The organism is Citrobacter sp. Cpo069, assembly GCF_030332785.1.
Lineage (GTDB): Bacteria > Pseudomonadota > Gammaproteobacteria > Enterobacterales > Enterobacteriaceae > Citrobacter > Citrobacter portucalensis.
Genome location: NZ_JAOWHD010000045.1, coordinates 247,977 through 273,336 on the forward strand (window position 1 = coordinate 247,977; position 25,360 = coordinate 273,336).

Below are 25,360 nucleotides of genomic sequence, written 5' to 3' on the forward strand. Positions count from 1 at the left end.
CGGATAAGGCAAAGCCGCATCCGGCGGATCAATGTTTCCCGAGCAACACCTGCTCCAGCCACTGACGCAAATCCACCGGTGCGGATTTGAGGCTGTTCGACCCCCGCGTAATAGTGGCAATTCCCGCCCCGAGCTCGTTTTTAAGCTCACGCTGACTCATCTCGCCGCGCAGCAGCTCTTCAATGATACGCACACGCGTGCCCAACGCTTCACGCTCATCCGGCGTTAACATCAAATTGAGCAGTGGCAGGTGTAAATCTTGTTCGTAGGCGTGTTTAAGCAGATCGACAAAACGTAACCACTCCTGGTGACGTTGTTCTGCCATCTCTGCTGAATAGGGTGATTGCTGAGTCATAAGATATCGCCATCGTTGCGGGGGAAGCGTGCTTGCTTCCCCCTTTTGTACTCTTTAACGAGTACGATAGCATAACACAATCGACACGATCAGTAACGACGTTGCCATTCTGCGTCGCTCATCAACTCCGGTTTATCGCCGAGGAAATAGCGATAGTACGCATCATAAGCCAGCACATTCTTCACGTAACCACGCGTCTCTGAGAATGGAATACTTTCGACAAACGCCACAGCATCAATGCGGCCAGCGCTATTGCCAAGCCAGGTGCGAACGCGTCCCGGACCGGCGTTATAGGCTGCCGACGCAAAGATGCGGTTATTGCCGAATTGCTGATATACGTACTGCAAATAGCTGGTACCAATGTTGATGTTGGTATCAGGATCCAGTAGCTGGCTCGGACTGCTGTAACCTGGAATCGAGAACATTTTCACCGTATGCGTCGCCGTGCCCGGCATAATCTGCATCAGCCCGCTGGCGCCGACCGGTGATTTCACTTTCGGGTTCCAGGCGCTTTCCTGACGCGCTATCGCCATCGCATAACTTGGCTGAATATCCTTGCCGCTGGTGTAACGGGTAAACAGATCTTTATAGGCCAATGGGAAGCGCTCTTCCAGATGATCCCACAGCTTACCGGCGATCGTCGCCTGAACGCTCAGATCCCACCAGTGATTGTTGAACGCGTAACGCGCCAACTGAGCCTGCTCGGACTTGGTACGGCTGGTAACCAGATTCGCCCATTCACTGCGCGCGGTATTATCCATGTTCCAGTACATTAGCTCGCGTACACGTGCCATTTCTGGCCCCTGAGTCAGCGCAGAATCAACGTTCGCTGGCGCTTTATCCACTTTCAGCTCGTACTCTTCGCCCAGGCGCTGTGCCGCCACCATCGGATAGAAACCACGCTGCTGCATGAGCTGGTGCAGGATCTCTTTGGCTTCCGCATCACGTCCGCGCTCCAGCAGCAGATCAGCCTGCCAGTAGCGCCACTCGTCTTTTTCTTTTGCTTCCATTGGCAGACGCGCCAGCCAGGTATTCAGGCCACGACGATCGCCGGTTCCCAGCGCCATGCGCACGCGGCGCTCCACAAGCGAGGTGGAATTGGAGCGCATAATCGCATCATCACGCCATTTGGCCTGCTCGTCGGTGACGTCATTGCCCATCAGACGCCAGGCAACAATATCGCGTAGCTCTTGGGTTTGCTCGTCATTAAGCTGTTGCGCCTGTACCAGGGACGGGATCATCAGGCGGGCGTTTTCCACATCCTGACGCGCCACGCTGGCAAAGGCGACCGCCGCCATCTGTCGGGTGAAATCCGTGGCACCAGTGGTGCGAGCAAAAGTCATCACCGAATTCGGATCGTTGGCCAGCGAGATGATCGCAGAGGCAATGGTTTGGTATTGTGCGGGCATCTGTCCGGCCAGCGCCGTCACCAGACCGGTATTCCCGGCTTTCATCGCCAGACGAATACGCTCCAGATACGCCAGCGGATCCTGAGTGCCTGAGGCGCGCCATACGCCAAATAATTTGTCACAGGCATTCGGCTGACTTTTCCCGGTCAACCACAGCTCTTTCGCGCCCTGCCAGGCTTCTTCGGTTTGCCCGGTACTCCATTTCGCGAAGTAATAGTTACATTGCGCTTCCGTGGTACCCGGTTTTTCCGGGCTAAACGCCAGCAGTCCACGCCAGTCTTCGCGGCGCGCCAGTTCATTCACAAAACGCGATTGCAGAGTACGCGCCGGGGGCAGCGTCGGGTTGGCGCGCACAAAATTGGTGACGGTAATGGTCGGCTGATTCATCAGGTCGTCAGTGATCTGACGATATTCCAGATAGGGATACAGAGGATAGTTCTTCAGGCCGGGCATCATCTGCTCTACGACATCCATCTGTCGGTTATCCCAGGCCTGCTTAATTTGCGCATAGCGATTGCGCTGCTCATCCAGGGAGTCGGCTCGCGCCACCTGACTGACCGTCAGCAGACATACGCTGGCTGCCAGCAGGCGCCAGGTAAATTGATTGGCTTTGTCCACAAGCTCTTCCTCTTCTCATGTTACGTCTGTGCAGCATCATGCCGCTTAATTAATTCATGCTAACCAGACATTGCAGAATGCGCCACGTCACGGACACTTTTTTACTTTTGTTGCGAGTGGGATCTGCTGGCTGGGATTGGGCAATGAAAAAGGCTACACTTCGCCTTTGATAACTATTTACCAATAATTAGCCCTAAATAATTCAAGTTGCAGCAAGGCGGCGAGGAAGTGAATCCCCTGAGCGTACAAAAGTACGTGACTGGGGTGAACGACACAGCCAACGCATCTGCGGCTTGAAGTATGACGGGATAAACATAGAGGCGAGTCCAACGTGGCCCAATTCGTTTATACCATGCATCGTGTCGGCAAGGTCGTTCCGCCGAAACGTCATATTCTTAAAAACATCTCACTGAGCTTCTTCCCTGGCGCCAAAATCGGTGTTCTCGGTCTGAACGGTGCGGGTAAATCTACCCTGCTGCGCATCATGGCCGGTATTGATACCGATATCGAAGGTGAAGCTCGCCCACAGCCAGGCATTAAAATCGGTTACCTGCCGCAGGAACCAAAACTGAACCCAGAACATACCGTTCGTGAATCCGTTGAAGAAGCGGTTGCCGAAGTGGTTAGTGCACTGAAAGGTCTGGATGAAGTTTACGCCAAGTACGCCGAGCCGGACGCCGACTTCGATAAACTGGCCGCACAACAGGGCAAGTTTGAAGAAATTATCCAGGCGCACGACGGCCATAACCTGAACGTGCAGCTTGAGCGTGCCGCTGACGCCCTGCGTCTGCCGGACTGGGACGCTAAAATTGAGAATCTCTCCGGTGGTGAACGCCGCCGCGTTGCGCTGTGCCGCCTGCTGCTGGAAAAACCAGACATGCTGCTGCTCGACGAACCGACCAACCACCTGGATGCGGAATCCGTCGCGTGGCTGGAACGCTTCCTGCACGACTTCGAAGGCACCGTAGTGGCGATTACCCACGACCGTTACTTCCTCGACAACGTTGCGGGCTGGATCCTGGAGCTGGACCGTGGTGAAGGTATTCCGTGGGAAGGTAACTACTCTTCCTGGCTGGAGCAGAAAGATCAGCGTCTGGCCCAGGAAGCCTCTCAGGAAGCGGCTCGCCGTAAATCCATTGAGAAAGAGCTGGAGTGGGTGCGTCAGGGCGCTAAAGGTCGTCAGTCTAAGGGTAAAGCCCGTCTGGCACGCTTTGAAGAGCTGAACAACACCGAATACCAGAAACGTAACGAAACCAACGAACTGTTTATTCCACCTGGAGCACGTCTGGGCGATAAAGTCGTTGAAGTCACCAATCTGCGTAAATCCTACGGCGATCGCGTTCTGATCGACGATCTGACTTTCTCCGTACCGAAAGGCGCAATTGTCGGCATCATCGGTCCGAACGGCGCGGGTAAATCTACCCTGTTCCGTATGATGTCCGGTCAGGAACAGCCTGACAGCGGCACCATCACGCTGGGTGAAACCGTCAAACTGGCCTCCGTTGACCAGTTCCGTGACGCCATGGACAACAGCAAAACCGTGTGGGAAGAAGTTTCCGGCGGGCTGGATATCATGCGAATCGGCAACACCGAGATGCCAAGCCGTGCCTACGTGGGCCGCTTCAACTTCAAAGGTGTGGATCAGGGCAAACGCGTCGGCGAGCTGTCCGGTGGTGAGCGTGGTCGTCTGCACCTGGCGAAGCTGCTGCAGGTTGGCGGCAACATGCTGCTGCTCGATGAACCAACCAACGACCTGGATATCGAGACCCTGCGCGCGCTGGAAAACGCCCTGCTGGAATTCCCGGGCTGCGCGATGGTTATCTCGCACGACCGTTGGTTCCTCGACCGTATCGCCACCCACATTCTGGATTACCAGGATGAAGGTAAGGTTGAGTTCTTCGAAGGTAACTTTACCGAATACGAAGAGTACAAGAAACGTACGCTGGGTGCCGATGCGCTGGAGCCGAAACGTATTAAGTACAAGCGTATTTCTAAGTAATTAGCGTTAAGTGCCGGATGGCGGCTTTACGCCTTATCCGGCCTACGAGGTTAGTGCGACTTGTAGGCCGGATAAGCGCAGCGCATCCGGCATTAAAACCTAACGCTGCTCGCCCATCAACTCTTTCACCAGCTCCACGCAGCGCAGGAAGCGACCGTCGTAGTCAGGCTCCTGTACGTGCACGAAATTGATATTGTTTTCCTGCAGCATCTCGACCAGCAGCGTCTGAAACGCTTTTCTGTCAACTGAGCTTCCAAGGCTGCGTAAGCCATCCGCCACCCACGGGGTGTTGTTTTCCAACAGGATCACCAGGTCAAAGCGATACTCATCAATAAGCGCTTGCACAAACGGGTGTTCACGCCCTTCATACTTTTTACAGAAGGCCTGAGTGGTCACGAAATCGGTGTCGATGAACGCCACTTTATTGGCGTACTTAACAGCAAAATCAATGTATTGCGCTTGTCCTAAGGCGATTTTATCGTAGTCAGAATACTGCAACGCCATCTCATCGCCGCCCAAATGGGAGAAGACATAATCACGCCCGTATTCCCACGCACTGGTGGTATTAAAAATATTGGCGAGCTTGTTCACCAGCGTCGATTTACCGCTCGACTCCCCGCCGAGGATCGCCACGGTGCGCACGAAAAACGGCTTCACTTCGGTCGGAATATACTCCCAGTAGCGAAACGGGTTTTCACGGATTTGCCCGCCGCTGATGCTCATGAACGTCCGCTTAGGATCCACCAGCACGGTTTCGATCCCCAAATGTTCGAGATACTGCGGGGCATCTGATTCTTCAGAGGTGTAGATCCAGTTTGGCTGGATCCCTTTCTCCTGCATAAACCTTTTGATCCCGTTGCTCCACACGTCCCAGCCGTGCGGATACGGCTCCATGCCTTCTTCGTTGAAGGCATGAATACGGATATTTTTCTGATACTTAAAGGTTTGCAGCAGCCAGCGTAAACGATCGGGCACCGTAGGCTGTTGTGACATGGCACTGTCTTCAAACAGGCTGCGATCGCGCGTGTCGTCATAGCCCATGATGATATGCAGTTCATCGACCTGGCTACAGGCGCGCTGGATAAGATAGATATGGCCGGTGTGCAGCGGATAAAACTTGCCGAATACCACACCGATATTTTTCTGCTGGCGCGGAAACTCCAGACCGAGAAAGCGGTGCAACGCCTCCAGCTTCTGCGCGCTGGGGCTTTTGATTTTGGCATTCAGCAGTTGGCTTAGGTATCCCTTGGTCATGCCACTGGCATCCGCCACCTGTTGCAGGGTACAGCCCTTTTGCTTTATGGCGGTTTTCAGATATTCAAATGACACAAGAGCCTCCTGCTGGAAAAATCGCGTAACACTGCCTGATGGCGCTTCGCTTATCAGGCCTACAAAATCAGTATGTACGGGTATTTGATTATAGGTCGTCAAACACGCTTAACGCATCCGCAAGCTTCTTAACGCCAAAGACCTGCATGCCTTCCGGTACTTTTTTCGGTACGTTAGCGGCAGGGACAATCGCCCGGCGAAAGCCGTGCTTCGCCGCTTCCGAAATACGCTCCTGCCCGCTGGGTACCGGACGGATTTCGCCCGCCAACCCCACTTCGCCAAAGACCACTAAATCCTGTGGCAGCGGTCTGTCACGCAGGCTGGAGACCATTGCCAGCAGCAACGCCAGGTCGGCGCTGGTTTCGGTGACTTTTACGCCGCCGACTACGTTAACAAACACGTCCTGATCCGCCATCTGCAAGCCACCGTGACGATGCAGCACCGCCAGCAGAATCGCCAGACGGTTCTGTTCCAGACCGACCGCCACGCGACGCGGGTTCGCCATCATTGAGTGATCGACCAGCGCCTGAATCTCTACCAGCAGCGGGCGCGTACCTTCCCAGACCACCATCACCGAACTGCCGGAGGTGACCTCATCGCCACGGCTTAAGAAGATAGCGGAAGGGTTGCTGACTTCACGCAGGCCCTGTTCGGTCATGGCAAAGACGCCCAGCTCATTCACCGCGCCAAAGCGGTTTTTATGGCTACGCAGAGTACGGAAACGGGAATCGGCGTCACCATCGAGCAGTACCGAACAGTCAATACAGTGTTCGAGCACCTTCGGCCCGGCCAGCGAGCCGTCTTTGGTGACGTGGCCGACCATCACAATCGCCACGCCGCGCGTTTTGGCAAAGCGCGTCAGATAAGCCGCCGTTTCACGCACCTGCGCCACGCTGCCCGGCGAAGACTGAATATCCGCCATGTGCATTACCTGAATGGAGTCGATCACCATCAGCTTCGGCTGTTCTTCTTCGGCAATCAGGCAAATTTGTTCGATACTGGTTTCCGACAGCATATTCAGATTCGCTGTCGGCAAACCGAGCCGGTGCGCACGCATCGCCACCTGCTGCAGTGACTCTTCACCGGTGACGTACAGAGTTTTCATCTGCTCAGCGAGCTTGCACAGCGTTTGCAGCAGCAGCGTTGATTTCCCCGCGCCGGGGTTACCGCCAATCAGAATAGCGCTGCCGGGTACCACACCGCCGCCCAGCACGCGGTCAAACTCTTTAAATCCAGTGGAAAAACGCGGTAGTTCTTCAAGGCTGATGTCAGACAGCTTCTGCACTTTTGCCACGCCCGCATTCCCGGCATAGCCACTGAGCCGCTCGTTACGCGCCACCGTTGGCGATGCGGCAAGGCGCACCTCGGTAATGGTATTCCAGGCCTGACAGGCGCTGCATTGCCCCTGCCAGCGCGGGTAATCGGCCCCGCATTCATTACAAACAAAGGCGCGTTTTGGAGCTTTGGCCACGTTTTACCTCTTTCGTTAACGCTTTTGCCGGATGGCGCAGGCGCTTATCCGGCCTACGGACACCTTGCCATCGGGCAATTTAATCATTTCTGGTTCATGCTGCCGGAGAGAATGCAGAACACGCCCATCAGGTCAGCGTGGCGGATAGTAATCTCCGTCTTTTCATTCACTTTCGGTTTAGCATGATACGCAATACCCAGCCCAGCCGTTTTGATCATCGGCAGATCGTTAGCACCGTCGCCGATCGCCACCGTCTGCGCCATCGGGATCTCATATTCTTGTGCCAGGCGGGTCAGGGTATTGGCTTTGTACTGGGCATCGACGATATCGCCGATCACGTTGCCGGTAAATTTACCGTCCATGATCTCCAGCTCGTTTGCTACAGCCGCCGTCAGACGCAGTTTATTACGCAGGTAATCGGCAAAGAAGGTAAAGCCGCCAGAGGCAATAGCCACTTTCCAGCCGAGCGTTTCCAGTTTTAACACCAGCTGTGTCAGGCCTGGCATCAGCGGTAGCGTTTCGCGCACCTGGTGCAGAATATTGGCATCAGCGCCCTTCAGCGTCGCCACGCGACTACGCAGGCTGGCGGTAAAGTCCAGTTCGCCGCGCATTGCGCGTTCCGTGACTTCCGCAACCATCTCACCGGTTCCAGCCAGTTTAGCAATTTCATCAATGCATTCGATCTGGATTGCCGTTGAGTCCATGTCCATCACCAGTAAACCCGGTGTGCGCAGATGCGGAATTTTGCCTAACGGGGCAACATCCAGTTTGGCATCATGCGCCAGTTTTGCCGCGCGCGGCGTTAACGAACCCGCCAGGCGAATCACCTGATAATCCTCGACGCACCAGGCAGCAACAATCACCATCGCTGCACCCAGTTTGCTCTGGTATTGCGTTAAACGTTGTTTATCCAGCCCACGACCGTACAGCAGCCAGCCACTGCGGCCCGCGTGGTAGTCCAGCGGCATGACTTCATCGCCACTTAAAGAGAGAGGCAGACCTGGCCACAGAGAAACATCTTCAGGTAGATCGCACCAGGTTATGTTAGGCATTAAAGCTCCTGTAAAATCGTTCGGGTCGGAATCATCAGGGGAAAATAACGCATGAGGCTACCCTGTAACCAGCGCTTCTGGCAACATTAAGTCTCAAATTTTCAGCAGGTGGAATATGGCTCGCGCAAAACTGAAATTCCGACTTCATCGTGCAGTGATTGTATTGTTCTGTCTTGCGCTGCTCGTCGCCCTGATGCAGGGCGCATCCTGGTTTAGTCAAAGTCACCAGCAGCAGCGTAATCCGCAGCTCGAAGAGCTGGCCCGTACGCTGGCCCGCCAGGTGGCGCTAAATGTTGCTCCGCTAATGCGTACCGAAACGCCGGATGAAAAACGCATCAAAGCGGTACTCACACAGTTGACGGAAAGTAGCCGTATTCTGGACGCTGGCGTATACGATGAACAGGGAGACCTGATTACGCGCACCGGCGAGAGCGTCAACGTTCGTGACCGACTGGCGCTCGACGGCAAAAAAGCCGGGGGTTATTTTAACCAGCAGATTGTCGAACCCATTCAGGGGAAAAATGGTCCGCTGGGCTATTTGCGTCTGACGCTGGATACCCACACCCTCGCCACCGAGGCGAAGCAGGTAGATAACACCACCAATATCTTACGCCTGATGCTGCTGCTGGCGCTGGCGATTGGCGTCGTGCTCACCCGTACCTTATTGCAAGGCAAGCGTACCCGCTGGCAGCAATCCCCTTTCCTGTTGACCGCCAACAAACCGGTGCAGGAAGAAGACAACGAGAAAAAAGAGTAAAAGCAGTAAAAACTGTAATACAGAAGGGAAATCAACCATGACTACACTACGCCTGCTTATCTCAGACTCTTATGATCCGTGGTTTAACCTCGCGGTCGAAGAGTGCATTTTTCGCCAGATGCCCGCCACGCAGCGCGTCCTGTTCTTGTGGCGTAACGCCGATACGGTGGTGATTGGCCGGGCGCAAAACCCGTGGAAAGAGTGTAATACCCGCCGTATGGAGGAAGACAACGTGCGGCTCGCCCGCCGTAGCAGCGGCGGCGGCGCGGTGTTCCATGACTTAGGTAATACCTGCTTTACCTTTATGGCCGGTAAACCGGAGTACGACAAAACCATTTCCACCGCGATTGTCCTCAACGCATTGAATTCTCTGGGTGTGACGGCGGACGCCTCCGGGCGTAACGATCTGGTTGTGAAAACGCCAGACGGCGATCGCAAGGTTTCAGGCTCTGCTTATCGGGAAACGAAAGATCGCGGCTTCCACCACGGCACGCTGCTGCTAAATGCCGATCTCAGCCGCCTGGCAAATTATCTCAATCCCGACAAAAAGAAACTCGCGGCAAAGGGGATCACCTCTGTCCGCTCACGGGTGGCGAATTTGACGGAGCTGTTACCGGGCATCACCCATGAACAGGTCTGTCAGGCCATCACGGAAGCCTTTTTTGCTCATTATGGCGAACGCGTTGAAGCGGAAGTGATCTCACCAGATAAAACGCCGGACCTGCCAAATTTTGCCGAAACCTTTGCCCGCCAGAGCAGTTGGGAATGGAATTTTGGTCAGGCACCTGCTTTCTCGCATCTGCTGGACGAGCGTTTCACCTGGGGTGGCGTTGAGCTGCATTTCGACGTCGAAAAAGGTCATATCACGCGCACACAGGTGTTTACCGACAGTCTCAATCCCGCGCCGTTAGAAGCGCTGGCGGAGCGGCTACAGGGCTGCCAGTATCGCGCCGATGTTTTACAGCAGACTTGCGAAGCGCTGGTTACGGAATATCCGGATCAGGAAAACGAGCTGCGTGAACTGGCGGCGTGGGTGGCGAAGGCCGTGCGTTAAGCGATTAGTGGCGAATTGCCGGATGGCGGCTGCGCCTTATCGGGCCTACAAGACCGCTCCTGTACGCCTGATAAGCGAAGCGCCATCAGGCATTAATAGCGGCATTCCCGTAGGCCCGATAAGCGAAGCGCCACCGGGCCATAACAACCCTTACTCTTTATCGCCCAGCAGAACGGATTCCAGCGCGATTTTGATCATGTCGTTGAAGGTCGTCTGACGTTCAGCGGCAGTGGTCTGCTCGTGAGTACGGATATGGTCGGAAACGGTGCAGATGGTCAGCGCTTTTGCACCAAATTCCGCAGCAACACCGTAGATGCCCGCCGCTTCCATTTCCACGCCCAGCACGCCGTATTTTTCCATCACGTCGAACATTTCACCGTCCGGAGAGTAGAACAGGTCAGCAGAGAACAGGTTGCCCACGCGCGCGTCTACACCCAGTGCTTTTGCCGCATCAACCGCGTTACGCACCATGTCGAAGTCAGCAATAGCAGCGAAGTCATGATCTTTAAAACGGATACGGTTAACTTTGGAGTCGGTGCAAGCGCCCATACCGATAACCACGTCACGCAGTTTAACGTCCATACGCACAGCGCCGCAGGAGCCTACGCGAATGATTTTCTTCACGCCGAAATCGGTGATCAGCTCTTTGGTGTAGATGGAGCAGGACGGGATACCCATACCGTGACCCATAACGGAGATCTTACGGCCTTTGTAAGTACCGGTAAAACCTAACATGCCGCGAACGTTGTTCACTTCACGAACATCTTCGAGGAAAGTTTCAGCAATATGCTTTGCACGCAGCGGGTCGCCCGGCATCAATACGACGTCAGCGAAATCACCCATTTCTGCATTAATATGTGGAGTTGCCATTTTTTGTCCTTATTTCGTTGTTATTGCCTGATGGCGGCTACGCCTTATCAGGCCTACAAAACGTATGCAAAACAGTGAAATACCCTAAGGATTTCGCGTTGTAGGAAGGCGACGAATTCGTGAATCCCCGGGAGCATAGATTCACTATGTGACCGGGGTGAGCGAATGAAATCAACGCATCTACAGCGCGAAAGACAACGGGTATTACAGCATGTTTTTACCGTAGTCCATCGGTGACGTACCAAAGTAGCTCGCCAGCGTCTGACCGATATCCGCGAAGGTTTCACGGTGACCTAAAGAACCTGGTTTCACTTTCGGGCCGTAGACCAGTACCGGGATGTGTTCACGGGTGTGGTCAGTGCCGGTCCAGCTTGGGTCGCAGCCGTGGTCAGCGGTCAGGATCAGAATGTCATCTTCACCCACCAGCTCCATCAGCTCAGGCAGACGGCGGTCGAACAGTTCCAGGCCCGCAGCATAACCGGCGATATCGCGACGATGTCCCCAGGAAGAGTCGAAATCAACGAAGTTGGTGAAGACGATGGTCTTATCACCTGCTTCTTTCATCTCTTTGATGGTGGCGTCGAACAGCGCGTCCAGACCGGTGGCTTTCACTTTTTTGGTGATGCCGCAGTTAGCGTAGATATCCGCAATTTTACCGACGGAAACCACGTGACCGTCTTTTTCGTCGACCAATTTCTGCAGCACGGTCGGTGCTGGCGGCTCAACGGCCAGGTCGTGACGGTTACCGGTACGCTGGAAGTTACCGGCTTTATCACCGATGAACGGACGTGCGATAACACGACCGATGTTGTAACCACCTTCGGTCAGCTCTTCACGTGCGATTTCGCACAGCTCGTAGAGTTTATCCAGGCCAAACGTCTCTTCGTGGCAGGCAATCTGGAACACGGAGTCAGCGGAGGTATAGAAAATCGGCTTGCCGGTTTTCATATGCTCTTCACCCAGTTGATCCAGGATCACGGTACCGGAAGAGTGGCAGTTGCCGAGGTAGCCTGGCAGGTTGGCACGTTTTACCAGTTTATCTAGCAGTTCCTGCGGGAAGCTGTTTTCATGATCGGAGAAATAACCCCAATCAAACAGAACCGGGACACCCGCGATTTCCCAGTGGCCAGACGGCGTGTCTTTCCCGGAAGAAAGTTCATGCGCCCATGCGTAGGCACCAATCACTTCCGCGTTACCGTCCATACCAGCAGCAATTTTACCGGTAGAACCTTCGTGAGCTTTCACCAGGCCCAGACGGGTCAGGTTAGGCAGATTCAGTGGACCTTTGCGACCATTGTCAGCCTCACCTTTCGCACAGGCTTCTGCAATGTGTCCCATAGTGTCTGAACCTACGTCGCCAAAGCGATCCGCATCTTCAGTCGCACCAATACCAAAGGAGTCCAGCACCATAATAAATGCACGTTTCATCTTGTTCTCCATACATCTGCGCCGCAAAAAAGCGATCAGATCAGTATACAGTTATTCGGTAATACGACGATAGACTGTCGGTGTAATTTCTGGCGCTTTATCGTCAAGGCTAATTGCCGCTTTGACCGCTTTCGCCGCTTCCTGCCAGCTGGCTTCGTCTTTCGCGTGGATCACCGCCAGCGGGCGTTGTCCGTCTACGCTGTCGCCCAGACGCGCCATATCGCTAAAGCCAACGCTGTAATCAATGGTGTCCGAAGCCTGACGACGACCGCCGCCCATGGAAACGACCGCCATCCCCAGCGCACGGGTATCCATCGCGCTGACAAAACCTTCGGTATCAGCATATACCGCTTTGCTGAGCATTGCCGTCGGCAGATACTTCGCATAATTTTCGACGAAATCGGTCGGGCCTTTTTGCGCCGCAACCATGCGACCAAAAATCTCTGCCGCTTTACCGTTGTCCAGCACCGCCTGCAATTTCGCACGGGCTTCGGCGTCATCTTTCGCCAGATTGCCGGAGATCAGCATTTCCACGCACAGCGCCATGGTGACGTCTAACAGACGTGGATTGCGGTATTCACCGGTCAGGAACTGCACCGCTTCGCGAACTTCGACCGCGTTACCTGCGCTGGAGGCCAGCACCTGATTCATATCGGTTAACAGCGCGGTGGTACGTACACCCGCACCGTTTGCCACACCGACAATCGCTTCAGCAAGAGCTTCAGAAAGCTCGTAGGTCGGCATAAAGGCGCCGCTGCCCACTTTCACATCCATCACTAGCGCATCCAGCCCTTCCGCCAGTTTTTTCGCCAGAATGGAACCGGTAATCAGCGGGATGGAATCCACCGTCGCGGTAATATCGCGGGTGGCATAAAAACGTTTATCCGCCGGTGCGAGCGAGCTGGTTTGCCCAATAATCGCCACACCCACGTCTTTAATAATTTCACGGAAGCGCGCGTCGTCCGGGAAGATGTCAAATCCAGGAATCGCTTCCAGTTTATCGAGCGTACCGCCGGTATGCCCCAGGCCACGCCCGGAGATCATCGGAATATAGCCGCCGCACGCTGCGACCATCGGGCCTAACATCAGTGACGTTACGTCACCTACACCGCCGGTAGAGTGTTTATCCACAACCGGGCCGTTCAGCTGCAGGCTTTTCCAGTCCAGCACGGTTCCTGAATCACGCATTGCCATGGTCAGCGAAACTCGCTCAGGCATTGTCATATCGTGGAAGAAAATGGTCATCGCCAGGGCGGCGATTTGCCCTTCAGAGATGGTGTTGTCGCGAATACCATTGATAAAGAAACGAATTTCTTCATCGCTCAGCGCATGACCATCACGTTTTTTACGAATAATTTCTTGTGCGAGAAACACGGTAACCCCCAGGGGAAAAGAGTAGAAGGCCGTTGTAGGCCGGGTAAGCAACGCGCCACCCGGCAGTCGTCTTAATGCCGGATGGCGGCTACGCCTTATCCGGCCTACGTCGCTACAGCTCCGGCAATATAAGGCTTAGTAGCTGCTTGCGCTCTTGCCGTCGCCGTGACCCAGCGCTTTCAGCAGGCTCGCCAGCAGGCTGGATGCGCCAAAACGGTAGTGACGAGAATCAGCCCAGTCAGCGCCAAACAGTTCATCGGCAATCGCCAGGAACTGCTGTGCATCTTCTGCAGTGCGCACGCCACCAGCCGGTTTGAAACCTACAGTTTTAGAAACACCCATGTCGCGGATCACTTCCATCATGATGCGTGCGCTTTCCGGCGTCGCATTGACCGGCACTTTACCGGTAGAGGTTTTGATGAAATCAGCACCAGCTTTGATGGAGATTTCAGACGCTTTGCGAATCAGAGCTTCTTCTTTCAACTCACCGGTTTCGATGATGACTTTCAGCAGCACGTTTGCCGCCGCACACGCGTCTTTGCAGGCTTTAACCAGATCGAAACCAATCTGCTCGTTACCGGCGATCAGCGCACGGTACGGGAACACCACGTCAACTTCATCTGCGCCGTAAGCAATCGCCGCGCGGGTTTCAGCCAGCGCAATCTCGATGTCGTCGTTGCCATGCGGGAAGTTGGTTACGGTTGCAATGCGGATGTCCGGCGTGCCCTGCTCTTTCAGGGTCTTACGCGCAATAGGGATGAAACGCGGATAGATACAGATTGCGGCAGTGTTGCCAACCGGGGTCTTCGCCTGATGACACAGCGCGATCACTTTTTCATTGGTGTCGTCATCATTCAGGGTAGTCAGGTCCATCAGTTTCAGTGCACGCAGGCTGCTTGCTGTTAAATCGGTCATAACATTCTCCAACGGCATCGCCGTATAAAATTTCACCTTGCGAGTTTGTTAGTATTCTAACATCCGCTCGCTATTACACTTCGATATACATCACAGTTAATGAAAACCACATACAGATTTGCATTACTCTAATGAGATCTACTTCAAATAAATCACCTTTTCTAAAGGGATGCGGTGGCATCAGGCGCATCCGGATCAAAGGTTGCGGCGGCGTTGCTTTCTACAATGGCGTTACACCTTCGGGATAAAAAGGAATCAACGATGCCCACTTCAAGCGAACTCGCGCTGCAACAGCGTTGCCAACAAATCGTGACCAGTCCGGTGCTCAGCCCTGAGCAGAAACGCCATTTTCTGGCGCTGGAGGCTGAAAACGCGCTGCCTTACCCGCAACTGCCTGCACAGGCACGTCAGGCGCTGGATGATGGGGTAATCTGCGATATGTACGAAGGTCATGCCCCGTTCAAACCGCGCTATGTTTTACCCGATTACGCGCGTTTTCTGGCCAATGGCTCATCGTGGCTGGAGCTGGAAGGCGCCAGGGATCTTGATGACGCGTTGTCCTTACTCACTATTCTTTACCACCATGTTCCGTCAGTGACGTCGATGCCGGTTTATCTCGGCCACCTCGATGCCTTGCTGCAACCGTATGTTATAATTCTAACACAAGACGAGATCGATATTCGAATAAAACGTTTCTGGCGTTATCTCGACAGAACCCTGCCAGACGCGTTTATGCATGCCAATATCGGCCCCGCCGATACACCAGTCACCCGTGCAATTTTACGCGCAGATGCAGAGTTAAAGCAGGTTTCGCCTAATCTGACATTCATTTATGACCCGCAAATCACACCTGACGATCTGCTGCTCAACGTGGCGCAAAATATCTGCGAGTGCAGTAAGCCGCATATTTCCAACGGCCCTGAAAATGATAAAATTTTCACAAAAGGTCAGTATGGCGTCGTCAGTTGTTACAACTCTTTGCCGCTCGCCGGGGGTGGAAGCACGCTGGTCAGGCTTAATCTGAAAGCCATCGCAGAGCGCAGCACCTCTGTCGATGACTTCTTTACTCGCACCCTACCGCACTACTGCCAGCAGCAAATCGCCATCATTGATTCACGATGTGAATTCCTCTATGAGAAATCACATTTCTTTGAGAATAGCTTCCTCGTGCAGGAAGGGTTGATTGATCCCGAACGTTTTGTGCCTATGTTCGGGATGTATGGTCTGGCGGAGGCGGTGAACCTGCTGTGCGATAAGTCGGGACAGAATGCGCGCTATGGGAAAGATGAGTTCGCCAATCAGCTCGGCTATCGTATTAGCGCCTACCTGGCGGAGTTTGTCGAAAACACCCCGGTGAAATATGGCTGGAAGCAGCGCGCGATGCTGCATGCACAGTCGGGGATCAGTTCTGACATCGGCACCACGCCAGGTGCACGTCTGCCTTACGGCGATGAGCCGGACCCGATCACCCATCTGCAAACCGTTGCGCCACATCACGCGTTTTATCACGCCGGGATCAGCGACATTCTCACTCTGGATGAAACCATCAAGCGTAATCCTCAGGCGCTGGTACAGTTGTGCCTCGGGGCGTTTAAAGCCGGAATGCGCGAGTTTACCGCCAACGTGAGCGGCAACGATCTGGTTCGCGTTACGGGTTATATGGTGCGCCTGTCGGATCTGGAAAAGTATCGCGCCGAAGGGTCACGAACCAACACCACCTGGCTTGGCGAAGAAGCCGCGCGCAATACGCGCATTCTGGAACGACAACCTCGCGTGATTAGCCATGAACAGCAGATGCGCTTTAGTCAGTAGGCTGATTCCTTTCTCCTGCGTCGACGGCCCGGGCAGTCGCCTGGCTCTGTTTCTGCAAGGATGTAATCTGCGCTGTAAAAATTGCCACAATCCGTGGACGATGGGACGCTGCAACGACTGCGGGGAGTGTGTGCTGCATTGCCCGCATGAGGCGCTGAACCTGAGCGCGGGGAAAGTGTGGTGGCAGTCCGATGTGTGTCAGCAGTGTGACACCTGCCTGCATATGTGCCCCCAGCAGGCCACGCCGATGGCGCAGAGTATGAGCGTTGATGAAGTGCTGCAACATATTCGTAAAGCGTCACTGTTTATCGAAGGGATAACCGTTAGTGGCGGTGAAGCGACTACCCAGCTGCCGTTTATTGTGGCGCTATTTACCGCGATTAAAACCGATCCGCAGTTGCAACACCTGACCTGCATGGTCGACAGCAACGGCATGCTGAGCGAAACCGGCTGGCAGAAGCTGCTGCCGGTGTGCGACGGCGTAATGCTGGATTTAAAAGCCTGGGACAGCACGTGTCATCGGCAGCTTACCGGCCGCGATAACACGCTGATTAAACAAAGCATTACCTTTTTGTCCGGGCAGAGAAAACTGGCGGAACTCCGCCTACTGGTAATTCCTGGTCAGGAAGATTATCTACAGCATATCGATGCGCTGGCGGCGTTTATCAAACGCACCGGTGACGTACCGGTACGGCTGAATGCCTTTCATGCGCACGGGGTGTATGGCGAAGCGAAGGACTGGCCGAGCGCCACGCCGAAGGATGTGGAACACCTGGCGCAAAGATTGCGCGAGCGCGGGGTGGATAATTTGATCTTCCCGGCGCTGTACCTGTGATTGCCGGATGCGGCTACATCATTTGCAGGCCGGAGAAAACACAGCAGCCATCCGACGAAGTTATGCCTGATGCGCTTCGCTTATCAGGCCTACGGAGCGCCTACTTTTGTAGGCCGGATAAGACGCAGCCCCCATCCGGCGAAGTTATGCCTGATGCGCTTCGCTTATCAGGACTACGGAGCGCATACTTTTGTAGGCCGGATAAGGCGCAGCCCCATCCGGCAAAAAATATGCCTGATGCGCTTTGCTTATCAGGCCTACGAAGCACACACTTTTGTAGGCCTGATAAGACGCAGCCGCCATCCGGCAAAGTTATGCCTGATGCGCTTCGCTTATCAGGCCTACGAAGCGGACACTTTTGTCGGCTGGCTACGCCATCCAATCACATGTTAAACAGCGCCGTGGTATTACGATACAGCGCGTCAGCGATCACGTCCGCAGGTTCCGGGCGCAGTTCGCATAAGACGTCGAAGACTCTGACTACCTGCTCCGGGCGATTGGGCTGCCCCTGAAAGCCGTTGAGCGGCATATCCGGCGCGTCGGTTTCCAGCAACAGAGATTCCAGCGGCAGTTGCGCTATTACCTCGCGGGTTTTACTGGCGCGCGGATAGGTAATGGTGCCTCCCACGCCAATTTTGTATCCCAGTTGCACAAAGCGCTCTGCCTGCTGCACGCTCCCGGAAAAACCATGCACCACGCCAGTTCGTGGCAAAGTATGACGTTTCAGGTGCATCGCCAGCTTGTCATGGGTACGCCGCGAATGCAGGATCACCGGCAATTCATACCGCTTCGCCAGCTTTAGCTGCGCTTCCAGCACCCGCTCTTGCTTTTCGAATTGCGGATCGTCCCGATACAGATCCAATCCAATCTCGCCTAGCGCCACCAGCTTTTGTGGGCGCTTATCCAGCTCCTGTTGCAACTGGTCCAGGCAGTCATCGCTATGTTTTTCAATAACAATGGGATGCAGACCAAGCGCGGCAAACAATGGAGGATAATTTTCCGCTAACGCCAGTACGCGGGGAAAATTCGCCGCCTGGGTGGCCGGAACGATAATGCTCTGTACACCAACCTCCGCCGCGCGCTGAATGCTGGCAGATTCATCGCCGGTAAACGGCGGGAAATCAAAGTGACAATGCGTATCGATAAAACGATAACTCACGCCAAATCCTCATTATCAAACGTCGTGTCGTTCGCCTGAGGTGCATCGGTCACCACTGGCACATGGGCATCGTTGGCCACCGGTGCGGGAGGAACTACCACCGGTCCCGGCACCACAATCTTCGGCGTCTGACGAGGCAAGGGCGCATTTTTCGCCAGCAGTTTGCCGACTGTCGCCAGAAAGTAACGACCGCACAGGCGTCCGGTTTTGTAATCTTCCCTCAGTGCCGGAATACGGCTGCCCAACGCCATGCTATGGAGTGGTTTTGGCGGATAGATCTCAAAAATACGCAGCTTGCCCGGCGGCTTCTCAATAAAACTCTGGATAGCACGATAGCTGGTCTCATGATGCTGCACCAGATTCAGAAACGGTTGCAGGCTACTTTCACCCAACCAGCGCTCCATACGTTTGAACCACTGCGGGGTGTAGTACATTTGCGAAGGCACAGTGCGAATCACTACCAACGTTTTTGCCCCCTGCTTCGCTGCCTCCTGCACAGGTATGGCATCACTAACTCCTCCATCCAGATAGTTCACGCCGTCCAATACAACCCCTGTGCGGTAGAACCCGGGAATCGCGCTGGAGGCTCGAATGAGGTCGAGCCAGTTTTGCCGGTTCGGCGAAAAATAGCCGGGCGTGTAATCATCGCCCCGACAGGCGCACATATAAAACGCTTTCCCTGCGGCAAACAGACGCTCGGCGTTATCCATTGCCAGCGGCATCTGGGACGCAGTCGAATCCACCAGCCAGTCGAGATCGATTAAGTTTCCCCCGCGCACAAAGCGCACCGGGTCAAAAAATTCGCGTCGGGTAGTGTATCGCATAATAACTTTGCGGCCGTAACCGGGCTGGTTACAGAGATAGGCTGAAAGGTTTTGCGCGCCAGCGGACGTCCCGTAGAAGAGCTCAAAAGGATTAAACTGCGCGCGCATGAATTCATCCAGTACGCCAGCGGTAAAGATACCTCTTTGTCCCCCACCCTCGCACACCAGCGCCATATTGCCTGGTTGAAATGGACGTAACGATAACGGCGCAATATTACCGAGCGTGACGGGTATTCTCTGCCCCACCTCTGCCTTCCTGTTGTTTTTGTAATAGAGCAACAAAGTAACGCAAATCGCCTGACGCTAAAACCGTAAAAGCCAGTCCAATGGACTGGCTTAGTAGCAATTTTTCTTTACGGCTATGGGCTAGGGTCGTTTACGCCCGGTAAACAGGCTGACCAAAAACAGAATGATCCCCACCACAAACACAATTTTCGCAGCGCCGGCTGCGGTACCCGCCAGTCCACCAAAACCCAGTGCAGCGGCAATTAACGCGATAACCAGAAATATGATGCCCCATCGAAACATATGCTTCTCCTTTACCATAGTTAATTTCACCGCTTGATATGAGCGCTCAGGCTGCCCATCGGCGATATTTTCAGTGTGGTGCACAACACGCCTCCCGACAAACGTCAGGAGGACGAATTAAGTCTAATTACTGAGTTTTGAGATCGTTTTTGACGCTTTTCACGCCATCAATCGCTTTGGCGATGCTCTCAGCACGATCGCTTTGAGCCTGTGAATCGACGGTGCCTGAAAGTTGCACTACGCCCTCGGTGGTCTCAACTTTCACCTTGCGGGAAGGGACGATATCATCGGCCAGCAGCTTGGCTTTTACCTCACTGGTGATTGCCGTATCGCCCGCATAACCTTTTACAGAGGTGTCTTTGCTATCGCGCACGTGCAGTTTGTCGCTAACGGAGGTCACACCCTCAACGCCTTTCGCCACTTTCACCGCTTCTTCGGCCTGTGCCTGGCTTTCAACAAACCCGCTTAGTGTCACCACCTTTTGATCTGTTTTGACGGAAATATCGGTGCTCTTAATGCTTTCGTGGTCCACCAGCGCGGCTTTTACTTTCGCGGTGATGGTGCTGTCATCCATGAAATTACCGACTTTGTTCATAGAGCTATCGACTTTCTGCCCCGCACTTTCGACGCCGGATTGCGCTTTATCCATCGTGGCGTTTTCTGCATAAGCAGAACCCGTTGCAACAGCGGAGGTCAGCATCACGGCCAGCAGCGTTTTAGAAATCTTAAGTCCTGTCATTGTCATCGATGTATTCCTGTATGTTTTGCTAAAAGCTATGCTCTGCCGTTACACGGCCTGAACCAGCAACTAATCTTGTAAGTGGAATAAATATCAGCAATAGACGCTGCAACAGGCAGCCTAAAAAGCATTTAACGCCGATATTTATGTCATCACATTGTTAAATATAGTTCACGATTTCGTGATCGCAGTCAGAATTGATTAAAAAACAGGCAAACAAAAGAAAAACGCGAGGTTTTAAGAACATTCCGCAAGGGATTTAAAAGACAGGAAAAGTTGCAGGACACGGCGGATACCGTGCCCTGGAAGGTCGATTAGTGTTCGCGTGTTTTACGGAACTGAACGTCCGGGTAACGTTCCTGGGTGAGATTCAGGTTAACCATGGTTGGTGCGATATAGGTGAGGTTATCGCCGCCATCCAGCGCCAGCTGAATTTCGTTCTTACGCTTAAATTCTTCGAATTTCTTCACGTCAGAACATTCTACCCAGCGCGCAGTCGCCACGTTGACAGATTCATAAATCGCTTCAACGTTGTACTCGCTCTTCAGACGTGAAACCACCACGTCAAACTGCAGCACACCCACCGCGCCCACGATCAAATCGTTATTGGCAATCGGACGGAATACCTGCACAGCGCCCTCTTCTGACAGTTGAACCAGTCCTTTCAGCAGCTGTTTCTGCTTCAATGGATCCTTCAGGCGAATACGACGGAACAGCTCCGGTGCGAAGTTCGGAATACCGGTGAACTTCATCATTTCGCCCTGGGTAAAGGTATCACCGATCTGGATAGTGCCGTGGTTATGCAGACCGAGAATATCGCCCGGATACGCTTCTTCCACATGAGAACGGTCACCGGCCATAAAGGTGAGTGCGTCGGAGATCACCACGTCTTTACCAATGCGCACCTGGCGCATTTTCATGCCTTTCTCATACTTGCCGGATACCACACGCATGAACGCCACGCGGTCACGGTGTTTCGGGTCCATGTTGGCCTGAATTTTAAACACGAAACCGGTGAACTTCTCTTCTGAGGCTTCGACGACGCGGGTGTCGGTTTTACGCGGCATCGGCGCAGGCGCCCACTCCACTAAGCCGTCCAGCATATGGTCAACGCCGAAGTTACCCAGCGCGGTACCGAAGAAGACCGGGGTGATTTCGCCCGCGAGGAACAGCTCATGGTCGAACTCATTGGACGCGCCCTGCACCAGCTCCAGCTCGTCACGCAGCTGCTGCGCCAGGTCTTCACCCACGGCAGCATCAAGTTCCGGGTTGTTCAGACCTTTAACAACACGCACTTCCTGAATGGTGTGTCCTTTACCGGTCTGATACAGGTAAGTTTCATCTTTATAAAGGTGATAGACACCTTTGAACAACTTACCGCAGCCAATTGGCCAGGTGATTGGCGCACAGCCGATTTTCAGTTCGTTCTCGACTTCATCCAGCAGCTCCATCGGATCGCGGATGTCACGGTCGAGTTTGTTCATAAAGGTCAGGATCGGCGTATCGCGCAGACGGGTAACTTCCATCAGCTTACGGGTACGATCCTCGACGCCTTTTGCGGCATCGATAACCATCAGGCAGCAGTCCACCGCCGTCAGAGTACGATAGGTATCTTCGGAGAAGTCTTCGTGCCCCGGGGTGTCCAGCAGGTTCACCAGGCAGTCATGATACGGAAACTGCATCACAGAGGTGGTAATGGAGATACCACGCTGCTTTTCCATTTCCATCCAGTCAGATTTTGCATGCTGGCTGGAACCACGGCCTTTTACCGTACCGGCGGTCTGAATGGCCTGTCCGAATAACAGTACCTTTTCAGTAATTGTCGTTTTACCGGCATCCGGGTGAGAAATAATGGCAAAAGTGCGGCGTTTGGCCACCTCTTGCAAATAAGGAGACAACGTCATAGTCAAATCTTCTTAGGTAAGCACGGCAACGGGCCGGGCAAGTTGAATACGAAAAATTGCGGCTATTTTACCCATCAACGGGGGGGAGGCAATCAGTGTTTACACAGGAGCTGCTCCAGTTCGCTTAATGACGCTACGGTCCAGGTCGGCTGAATGCCCGCTGGCTGCTCGCGGTGGTGCGTATTTAGCCAGCAGGTGGATAGCCCGGCGTTAATGCCGCCAAGAATATCGGACTCTGCGGTGTCACCCACCATCAGCACGCGAGAACGGTCAGGATTACCCGCCTGCTCCAGCGCATGGTCAAAAATACGGGGGTCGGGTTTTGCCACCCCAACCTGCTCAGAAATCACCAGCAGGTCGAAATAGTCGCGCAGCCCCGTCCGCTCAAGGCGGATTTGCTGCAACGCGGTAAAGCCGTTAGTAATGATGCCTATTTTCGTTTTATCACGAATCGCATTGAGCAGAGAAACCGCCCCCGGCAACGGTGAGCAGATCTCCGCCATCGCATTGATGAATGCGTCATTAAGCTGGCCCGGTTCAACCTTCAGGCGTTCGGCCCAGCTCTGAAAACGGGCATGCTGCAGTTGTAATGAGGTAATCGCGCCGTTTTGGTAATCCACCCACAGCGGTTTATTCACGGCCTGGTAGTCCTGAAAATCTTCAGCGGTAAAGGTAATGCTATAGTCGAGAAACATCCGCTGTAAGCCGGTAAACGAGTCAAACGTAAACAGCGTTTCGTCGGCATCAAAGAAAATCCAGTCCCACTTCTTCATCATTACACCTTATCTTACATGCTGATTGGCAACGCCATAATGATGGCGTCTTCGTGACCATCGGCCGTTGGATAGTAGTTGCGACGAATCGTCGCCTCGTTAAAGCCTAAGCTTTCGTACAGCGCGATAGCGGCCGCATTCGAGGCGCGCACTTCAAGCCACAGGGTCAAAATGCCACGCTTTTCCAGCTCATCGATCAGATGCTCCAGCAGCTCACGCCCCAGGCCCCGGCGCTGAAAGTCAGGATCGACGGCGATATTGAACAACGTCGCTTCATCCAGTACGACCTGCGTAATTGCAAAGGCGGCCATCACGTCGTCAACCCTCAACTGAAAATTGAGGTAGCGATCGCCCTGGTTGCTGGCAAATGTTTTTTCACTCCACGGAAAAGCGTGGGCGCGTTTTTCAATCTGAAATGCTGCGGGTAAATCAGTCGGCTCGAGGGAAGAAATCGTGTTCATATGCGCAGATTTGTTGCCATAACGCGGCGCGTGCCGCTGGGTTTTCCCGTAATTCATTAAACGCAGGACTCTCGACCTGAGCGCCCTCCAGCAGCAGCGGCTCTTCGGTTCCCAGCCGCCAGCTATTACAGCGACTGCCTTGCGGCAGCATGGCGACACGGTCAGGCGTCAGTTGTAAAACCTGATCCGGGCTAACGGTTAATGCGCGTAAAATATCGCTGATCAACGGTTCGGTTAGCGCGGGTAACTGTGCAGCAACCATCACCAAACGGACATGCGCAGGAATGGAAATCGCGATCTCGCCCTGCAGTGCGCCAGGACGACGCAACGACCACTGCGTAATGCCCAGTTGCTGTAACTGCCAGTCTCGTCGGGATGTCATAGCGAAACACTCCTGTCTATCAGGGGCGCAAATATAGCAAATTTGTCGAATCCGTGCCATCAAACAACTATAATCCTCCGCTGTACAATTTAAGGAGCATTCCATGTCTGCTTTTACCCCGGCAAGTGAAGTCTTGCTGCGCCACAGTGATGATTTCGAACAAAGCCGTATTCTGTTTGCCGGTGATTTGCAGGATGACCTGCCTGCCCATTTTGAAAGCGCCGCAAGCCGTGCGCACACCCAGCAACTTCACCACTGGCAGGTGCTTAACCGCCAGATGGGCGACAACGTCCGTTTCAGCCTCGTCGCGCAGGCCGATGACGTTGCCGATAGCGATACGCTGATCTACTACTGGCCGAAGAATAAGCCAGAAGCCCAGTTCCAGTTGATGAACATTCTGTCGCTGTTACCGGTGGGCACCGATATTTTTGTTGTCGGCGAGAATCGCAGCGGCGTACGTAGCGCAGAGCAGATGCTGGCCGAATACGCACCGTTAAACAAAGTCGACAGCGCACGTCGCTGTGGCCTGTACCACGGTCGTCTGGAAAAACAGCCGGTCTTTGATGCAGAAAAATACTGGGATGAATACCAGACAGAAAATCTGACCATCAAAACGCTGCCGGGCGTCTTCAGCCGTGACGGTCTGGATGTTGGCAGCCAACTGCTACTCTCCACGCTGACGCCGCACACCAAAGGCAAAGTGCTGGATGTCGGCTGTGGCGCAGGCGTTCTCTCCGTCGCCTTAGCCAGCCACTCGCCGAAAGTGCGCTTAACCCTGTGCGATGTTAGCGCCGCCGCCGTTGAAGCCAGCCGCGCAACGCTTGCAGCCAACGGCATTGAAGGTGACGTCATCGCCAGTAACGTCTTTTCTGACGTAACGGGTCGTTTTGATATGATCATCTCCAACCCGCCGTTCCACGACGGTATGCAGACCAGCCTTGATGCCGCACAAACGCTGATTCGTGGCGCAGTGCGTCATCTCAACAGCGGTGGTGAACTGCGAATTGTGGCGAACGCCTTCCTGCCTTATCCGAAGGTACTGGATGATGTGTTTGGCTTCCATGAAGTTATCGCGCAGACCGGACGTTTCAAGGTCTATCGCACAGTGATGACGCGCCAGGCGAAAAAAGCCTAACGGCTGTAGGCCAGATAAGGCGTTTACGCCGCCATTCGGCGTGACACCGAGCAACGCCGGATGGCGCTATCGCTTATCCGGCCTGCATAAAACGCCAAAAACCGAAGAAACGCCTTTTTTTTCGGCAATCACGTTAAGTTCGAAAATTAACTGTTGACGCCCTGCATAAAATCTCTA

23 protein-coding genes are annotated in these 25,360 nt (G+C 54.1%); 6 read left to right on the top strand and 17 right to left on the bottom strand.

Annotation, left to right across the window (positions count from 1 at the left end):
- Positions 1-28: 28 nt before the first annotated feature.
- Both trpR and sltY read right to left on the bottom strand, forming a co-directional pair.
- Positions 29-355 carry a trp operon repressor gene (trpR, locus tag OGY08_RS09185; protein WP_008786138.1) on the bottom strand — a complete coding sequence of 109 codons (327 nt, stop codon included), beginning with the start codon at positions 353-355 and terminating at the stop codon, positions 29-31.
- Positions 356-444: 89 nt separating this feature from the next.
- On the bottom strand, positions 445-2,382 hold the full coding sequence (gene sltY, locus OGY08_RS09190; protein ID WP_057067007.1) for a murein transglycosylase: 1,938 nt from the start codon (positions 2,380-2,382) through the stop codon (positions 445-447).
- Between the two features lie 331 nt (positions 2,383-2,713).
- Between sltY and ettA the strand changes: the two genes are divergently transcribed.
- Positions 2,714-4,381: an energy-dependent translational throttle protein EttA gene (ettA, locus tag OGY08_RS09195; protein WP_032942320.1), complete on the top strand. Its 1,668-nt coding sequence runs from the start codon at positions 2,714-2,716 to the stop codon at positions 4,379-4,381.
- Between the two features lie 99 nt (positions 4,382-4,480).
- Here ettA and nadR read toward each other — a convergent pair whose 3' ends face one another.
- From nadR to serB, 3 genes are all read right to left on the bottom strand, one after another.
- Positions 4,481-5,710 (bottom strand): multifunctional transcriptional regulator/nicotinamide-nucleotide adenylyltransferase/ribosylnicotinamide kinase NadR, encoded by a 1,230-nt coding sequence (gene nadR, locus OGY08_RS09200; RefSeq protein WP_032942319.1) that lies wholly within the window; start codon positions 5,708-5,710, stop codon positions 4,481-4,483.
- Positions 5,711-5,798: 88 nt separating this feature from the next.
- Positions 5,799-7,181 carry a DNA repair protein RadA gene (gene radA, locus OGY08_RS09205; RefSeq protein WP_003829944.1) on the bottom strand — a complete coding sequence of 461 codons (1,383 nt, stop codon included), beginning with the start codon at positions 7,179-7,181 and terminating at the stop codon, positions 5,799-5,801.
- A gap of 83 nt (positions 7,182-7,264) precedes the next feature.
- Entirely contained in the window at positions 7,265-8,233 is a 969-nt protein-coding gene (serB, locus tag OGY08_RS09210) for a phosphoserine phosphatase (protein ID WP_003829946.1), read from the bottom strand.
- 115 nt (positions 8,234-8,348) lie between these two features.
- Here serB and OGY08_RS09215 point away from each other — a divergent pair, with 115 nt between their 5' ends.
- Positions 8,349-8,990: a YtjB family periplasmic protein gene (locus tag OGY08_RS09215; protein WP_003829948.1), complete on the top strand. Its 642-nt coding sequence runs from the start codon at positions 8,349-8,351 to the stop codon at positions 8,988-8,990.
- A 37-nt stretch (positions 8,991-9,027) separates the two neighbouring features.
- Entirely contained in the window at positions 9,028-10,044 is a 1,017-nt protein-coding gene (gene lplA / locus OGY08_RS09220) for a lipoate--protein ligase (RefSeq protein WP_111466146.1), read from the top strand.
- A gap of 150 nt (positions 10,045-10,194) precedes the next feature.
- Here the strand turns inward: lplA and deoD are convergent, their stop codons facing one another.
- The 4 genes from deoD to deoC form a co-directional block, all read right to left on the bottom strand.
- Positions 10,195-10,914, bottom strand: coding sequence for a purine-nucleoside phosphorylase (gene deoD / locus OGY08_RS09225; RefSeq protein ID WP_000224864.1), 720 nt, complete (start codon positions 10,912-10,914; stop codon positions 10,195-10,197).
- A gap of 204 nt (positions 10,915-11,118) precedes the next feature.
- The gene (deoB, locus tag OGY08_RS09230) at positions 11,119-12,342 is read right to left on the bottom strand and encodes a phosphopentomutase (protein ID WP_003019037.1); all 1,224 of its coding nucleotides are present in this window, start codon (positions 12,340-12,342) and stop codon (positions 11,119-11,121) included.
- A gap of 51 nt (positions 12,343-12,393) precedes the next feature.
- Positions 12,394-13,716 carry a thymidine phosphorylase gene (gene deoA, locus OGY08_RS09235; protein ID WP_125362757.1) on the bottom strand — a complete coding sequence of 441 codons (1,323 nt, stop codon included), beginning with the start codon at positions 13,714-13,716 and terminating at the stop codon, positions 12,394-12,396.
- Between the two features lie 135 nt (positions 13,717-13,851).
- On the bottom strand, positions 13,852-14,631 hold the full coding sequence (deoC, locus tag OGY08_RS09240) for a deoxyribose-phosphate aldolase (protein ID WP_003019042.1): 780 nt from the start codon (positions 14,629-14,631) through the stop codon (positions 13,852-13,854).
- 261 nt (positions 14,632-14,892) lie between these two features.
- Between deoC and OGY08_RS09245 the strand changes: the two genes are divergently transcribed.
- Entirely contained in the window at positions 14,893-16,443 is a 1,551-nt protein-coding gene (locus OGY08_RS09245) for a YjjI family glycine radical enzyme (RefSeq protein ID WP_125362758.1), read from the top strand.
- A complete protein-coding gene (locus tag OGY08_RS09250; protein ID WP_048227134.1) occupies positions 16,415-17,278 on the top strand; it encodes a YjjW family glycine radical enzyme activase in 864 nt (287 codons plus the stop codon). Before OGY08_RS09245 ends, OGY08_RS09250 begins: the two co-directional genes overlap by 29 nt.
- Before the next feature lie 382 nt (positions 17,279-17,660).
- Here OGY08_RS09250 and OGY08_RS09255 read toward each other — a convergent pair whose 3' ends face one another.
- From OGY08_RS09255 to holD, 8 genes are all read right to left on the bottom strand, one after another.
- Positions 17,661-18,437, bottom strand: a complete 777-nt coding sequence (locus OGY08_RS09255) for a metal-dependent hydrolase (protein ID WP_125362759.1) — start codon at positions 18,435-18,437, stop codon at positions 17,661-17,663.
- Positions 18,434-19,507, bottom strand: coding sequence for a patatin-like phospholipase family protein (locus OGY08_RS09260; protein WP_008786128.1), 1,074 nt, complete (start codon positions 19,505-19,507; stop codon positions 18,434-18,436). Before OGY08_RS09260 ends, OGY08_RS09255 begins: the two co-directional genes overlap by 4 nt.
- A 120-nt stretch (positions 19,508-19,627) precedes the next feature.
- The gene (locus OGY08_RS09265; protein ID WP_003019081.1) at positions 19,628-19,789 is read right to left on the bottom strand and encodes a DUF1328 domain-containing protein; all 162 of its coding nucleotides are present in this window, start codon (positions 19,787-19,789) and stop codon (positions 19,628-19,630) included.
- 127 nt (positions 19,790-19,916) lie between these two features.
- On the bottom strand, positions 19,917-20,534 hold the full coding sequence (osmY, locus tag OGY08_RS09270) for a molecular chaperone OsmY (RefSeq protein WP_032942312.1): 618 nt from the start codon (positions 20,532-20,534) through the stop codon (positions 19,917-19,919).
- Positions 20,535-20,842: 308 nt separating this feature from the next.
- Positions 20,843-22,432, bottom strand: coding sequence for a peptide chain release factor 3 (prfC, locus tag OGY08_RS09275; protein ID WP_003829982.1), 1,590 nt, complete (start codon positions 22,430-22,432; stop codon positions 20,843-20,845).
- Positions 22,433-22,524: 92 nt separating this feature from the next.
- The gene (gene yjjG, locus OGY08_RS09280) at positions 22,525-23,205 is read right to left on the bottom strand and encodes a pyrimidine 5'-nucleotidase (RefSeq protein ID WP_008786125.1); all 681 of its coding nucleotides are present in this window, start codon (positions 23,203-23,205) and stop codon (positions 22,525-22,527) included.
- A 14-nt stretch (positions 23,206-23,219) separates the two neighbouring features.
- On the bottom strand, positions 23,220-23,666 hold the full coding sequence (gene rimI, locus OGY08_RS09285; RefSeq protein WP_003829985.1) for a ribosomal protein S18-alanine N-acetyltransferase: 447 nt from the start codon (positions 23,664-23,666) through the stop codon (positions 23,220-23,222).
- Positions 23,635-24,048: a DNA polymerase III subunit psi gene (gene holD / locus OGY08_RS09290; RefSeq protein WP_003829988.1), complete on the bottom strand. Its 414-nt coding sequence runs from the start codon at positions 24,046-24,048 to the stop codon at positions 23,635-23,637. Before holD ends, rimI begins: the two co-directional genes overlap by 32 nt.
- A gap of 103 nt (positions 24,049-24,151) precedes the next feature.
- On the opposite strand from holD, the gene rsmC reads away from it, so the two are divergent.
- Entirely contained in the window at positions 24,152-25,183 is a 1,032-nt protein-coding gene (gene rsmC / locus OGY08_RS09295; protein WP_286565865.1) for a 16S rRNA (guanine(1207)-N(2))-methyltransferase RsmC, read from the top strand.
- The last annotated feature ends 177 nt before the right edge of the window (positions 25,184-25,360 follow it).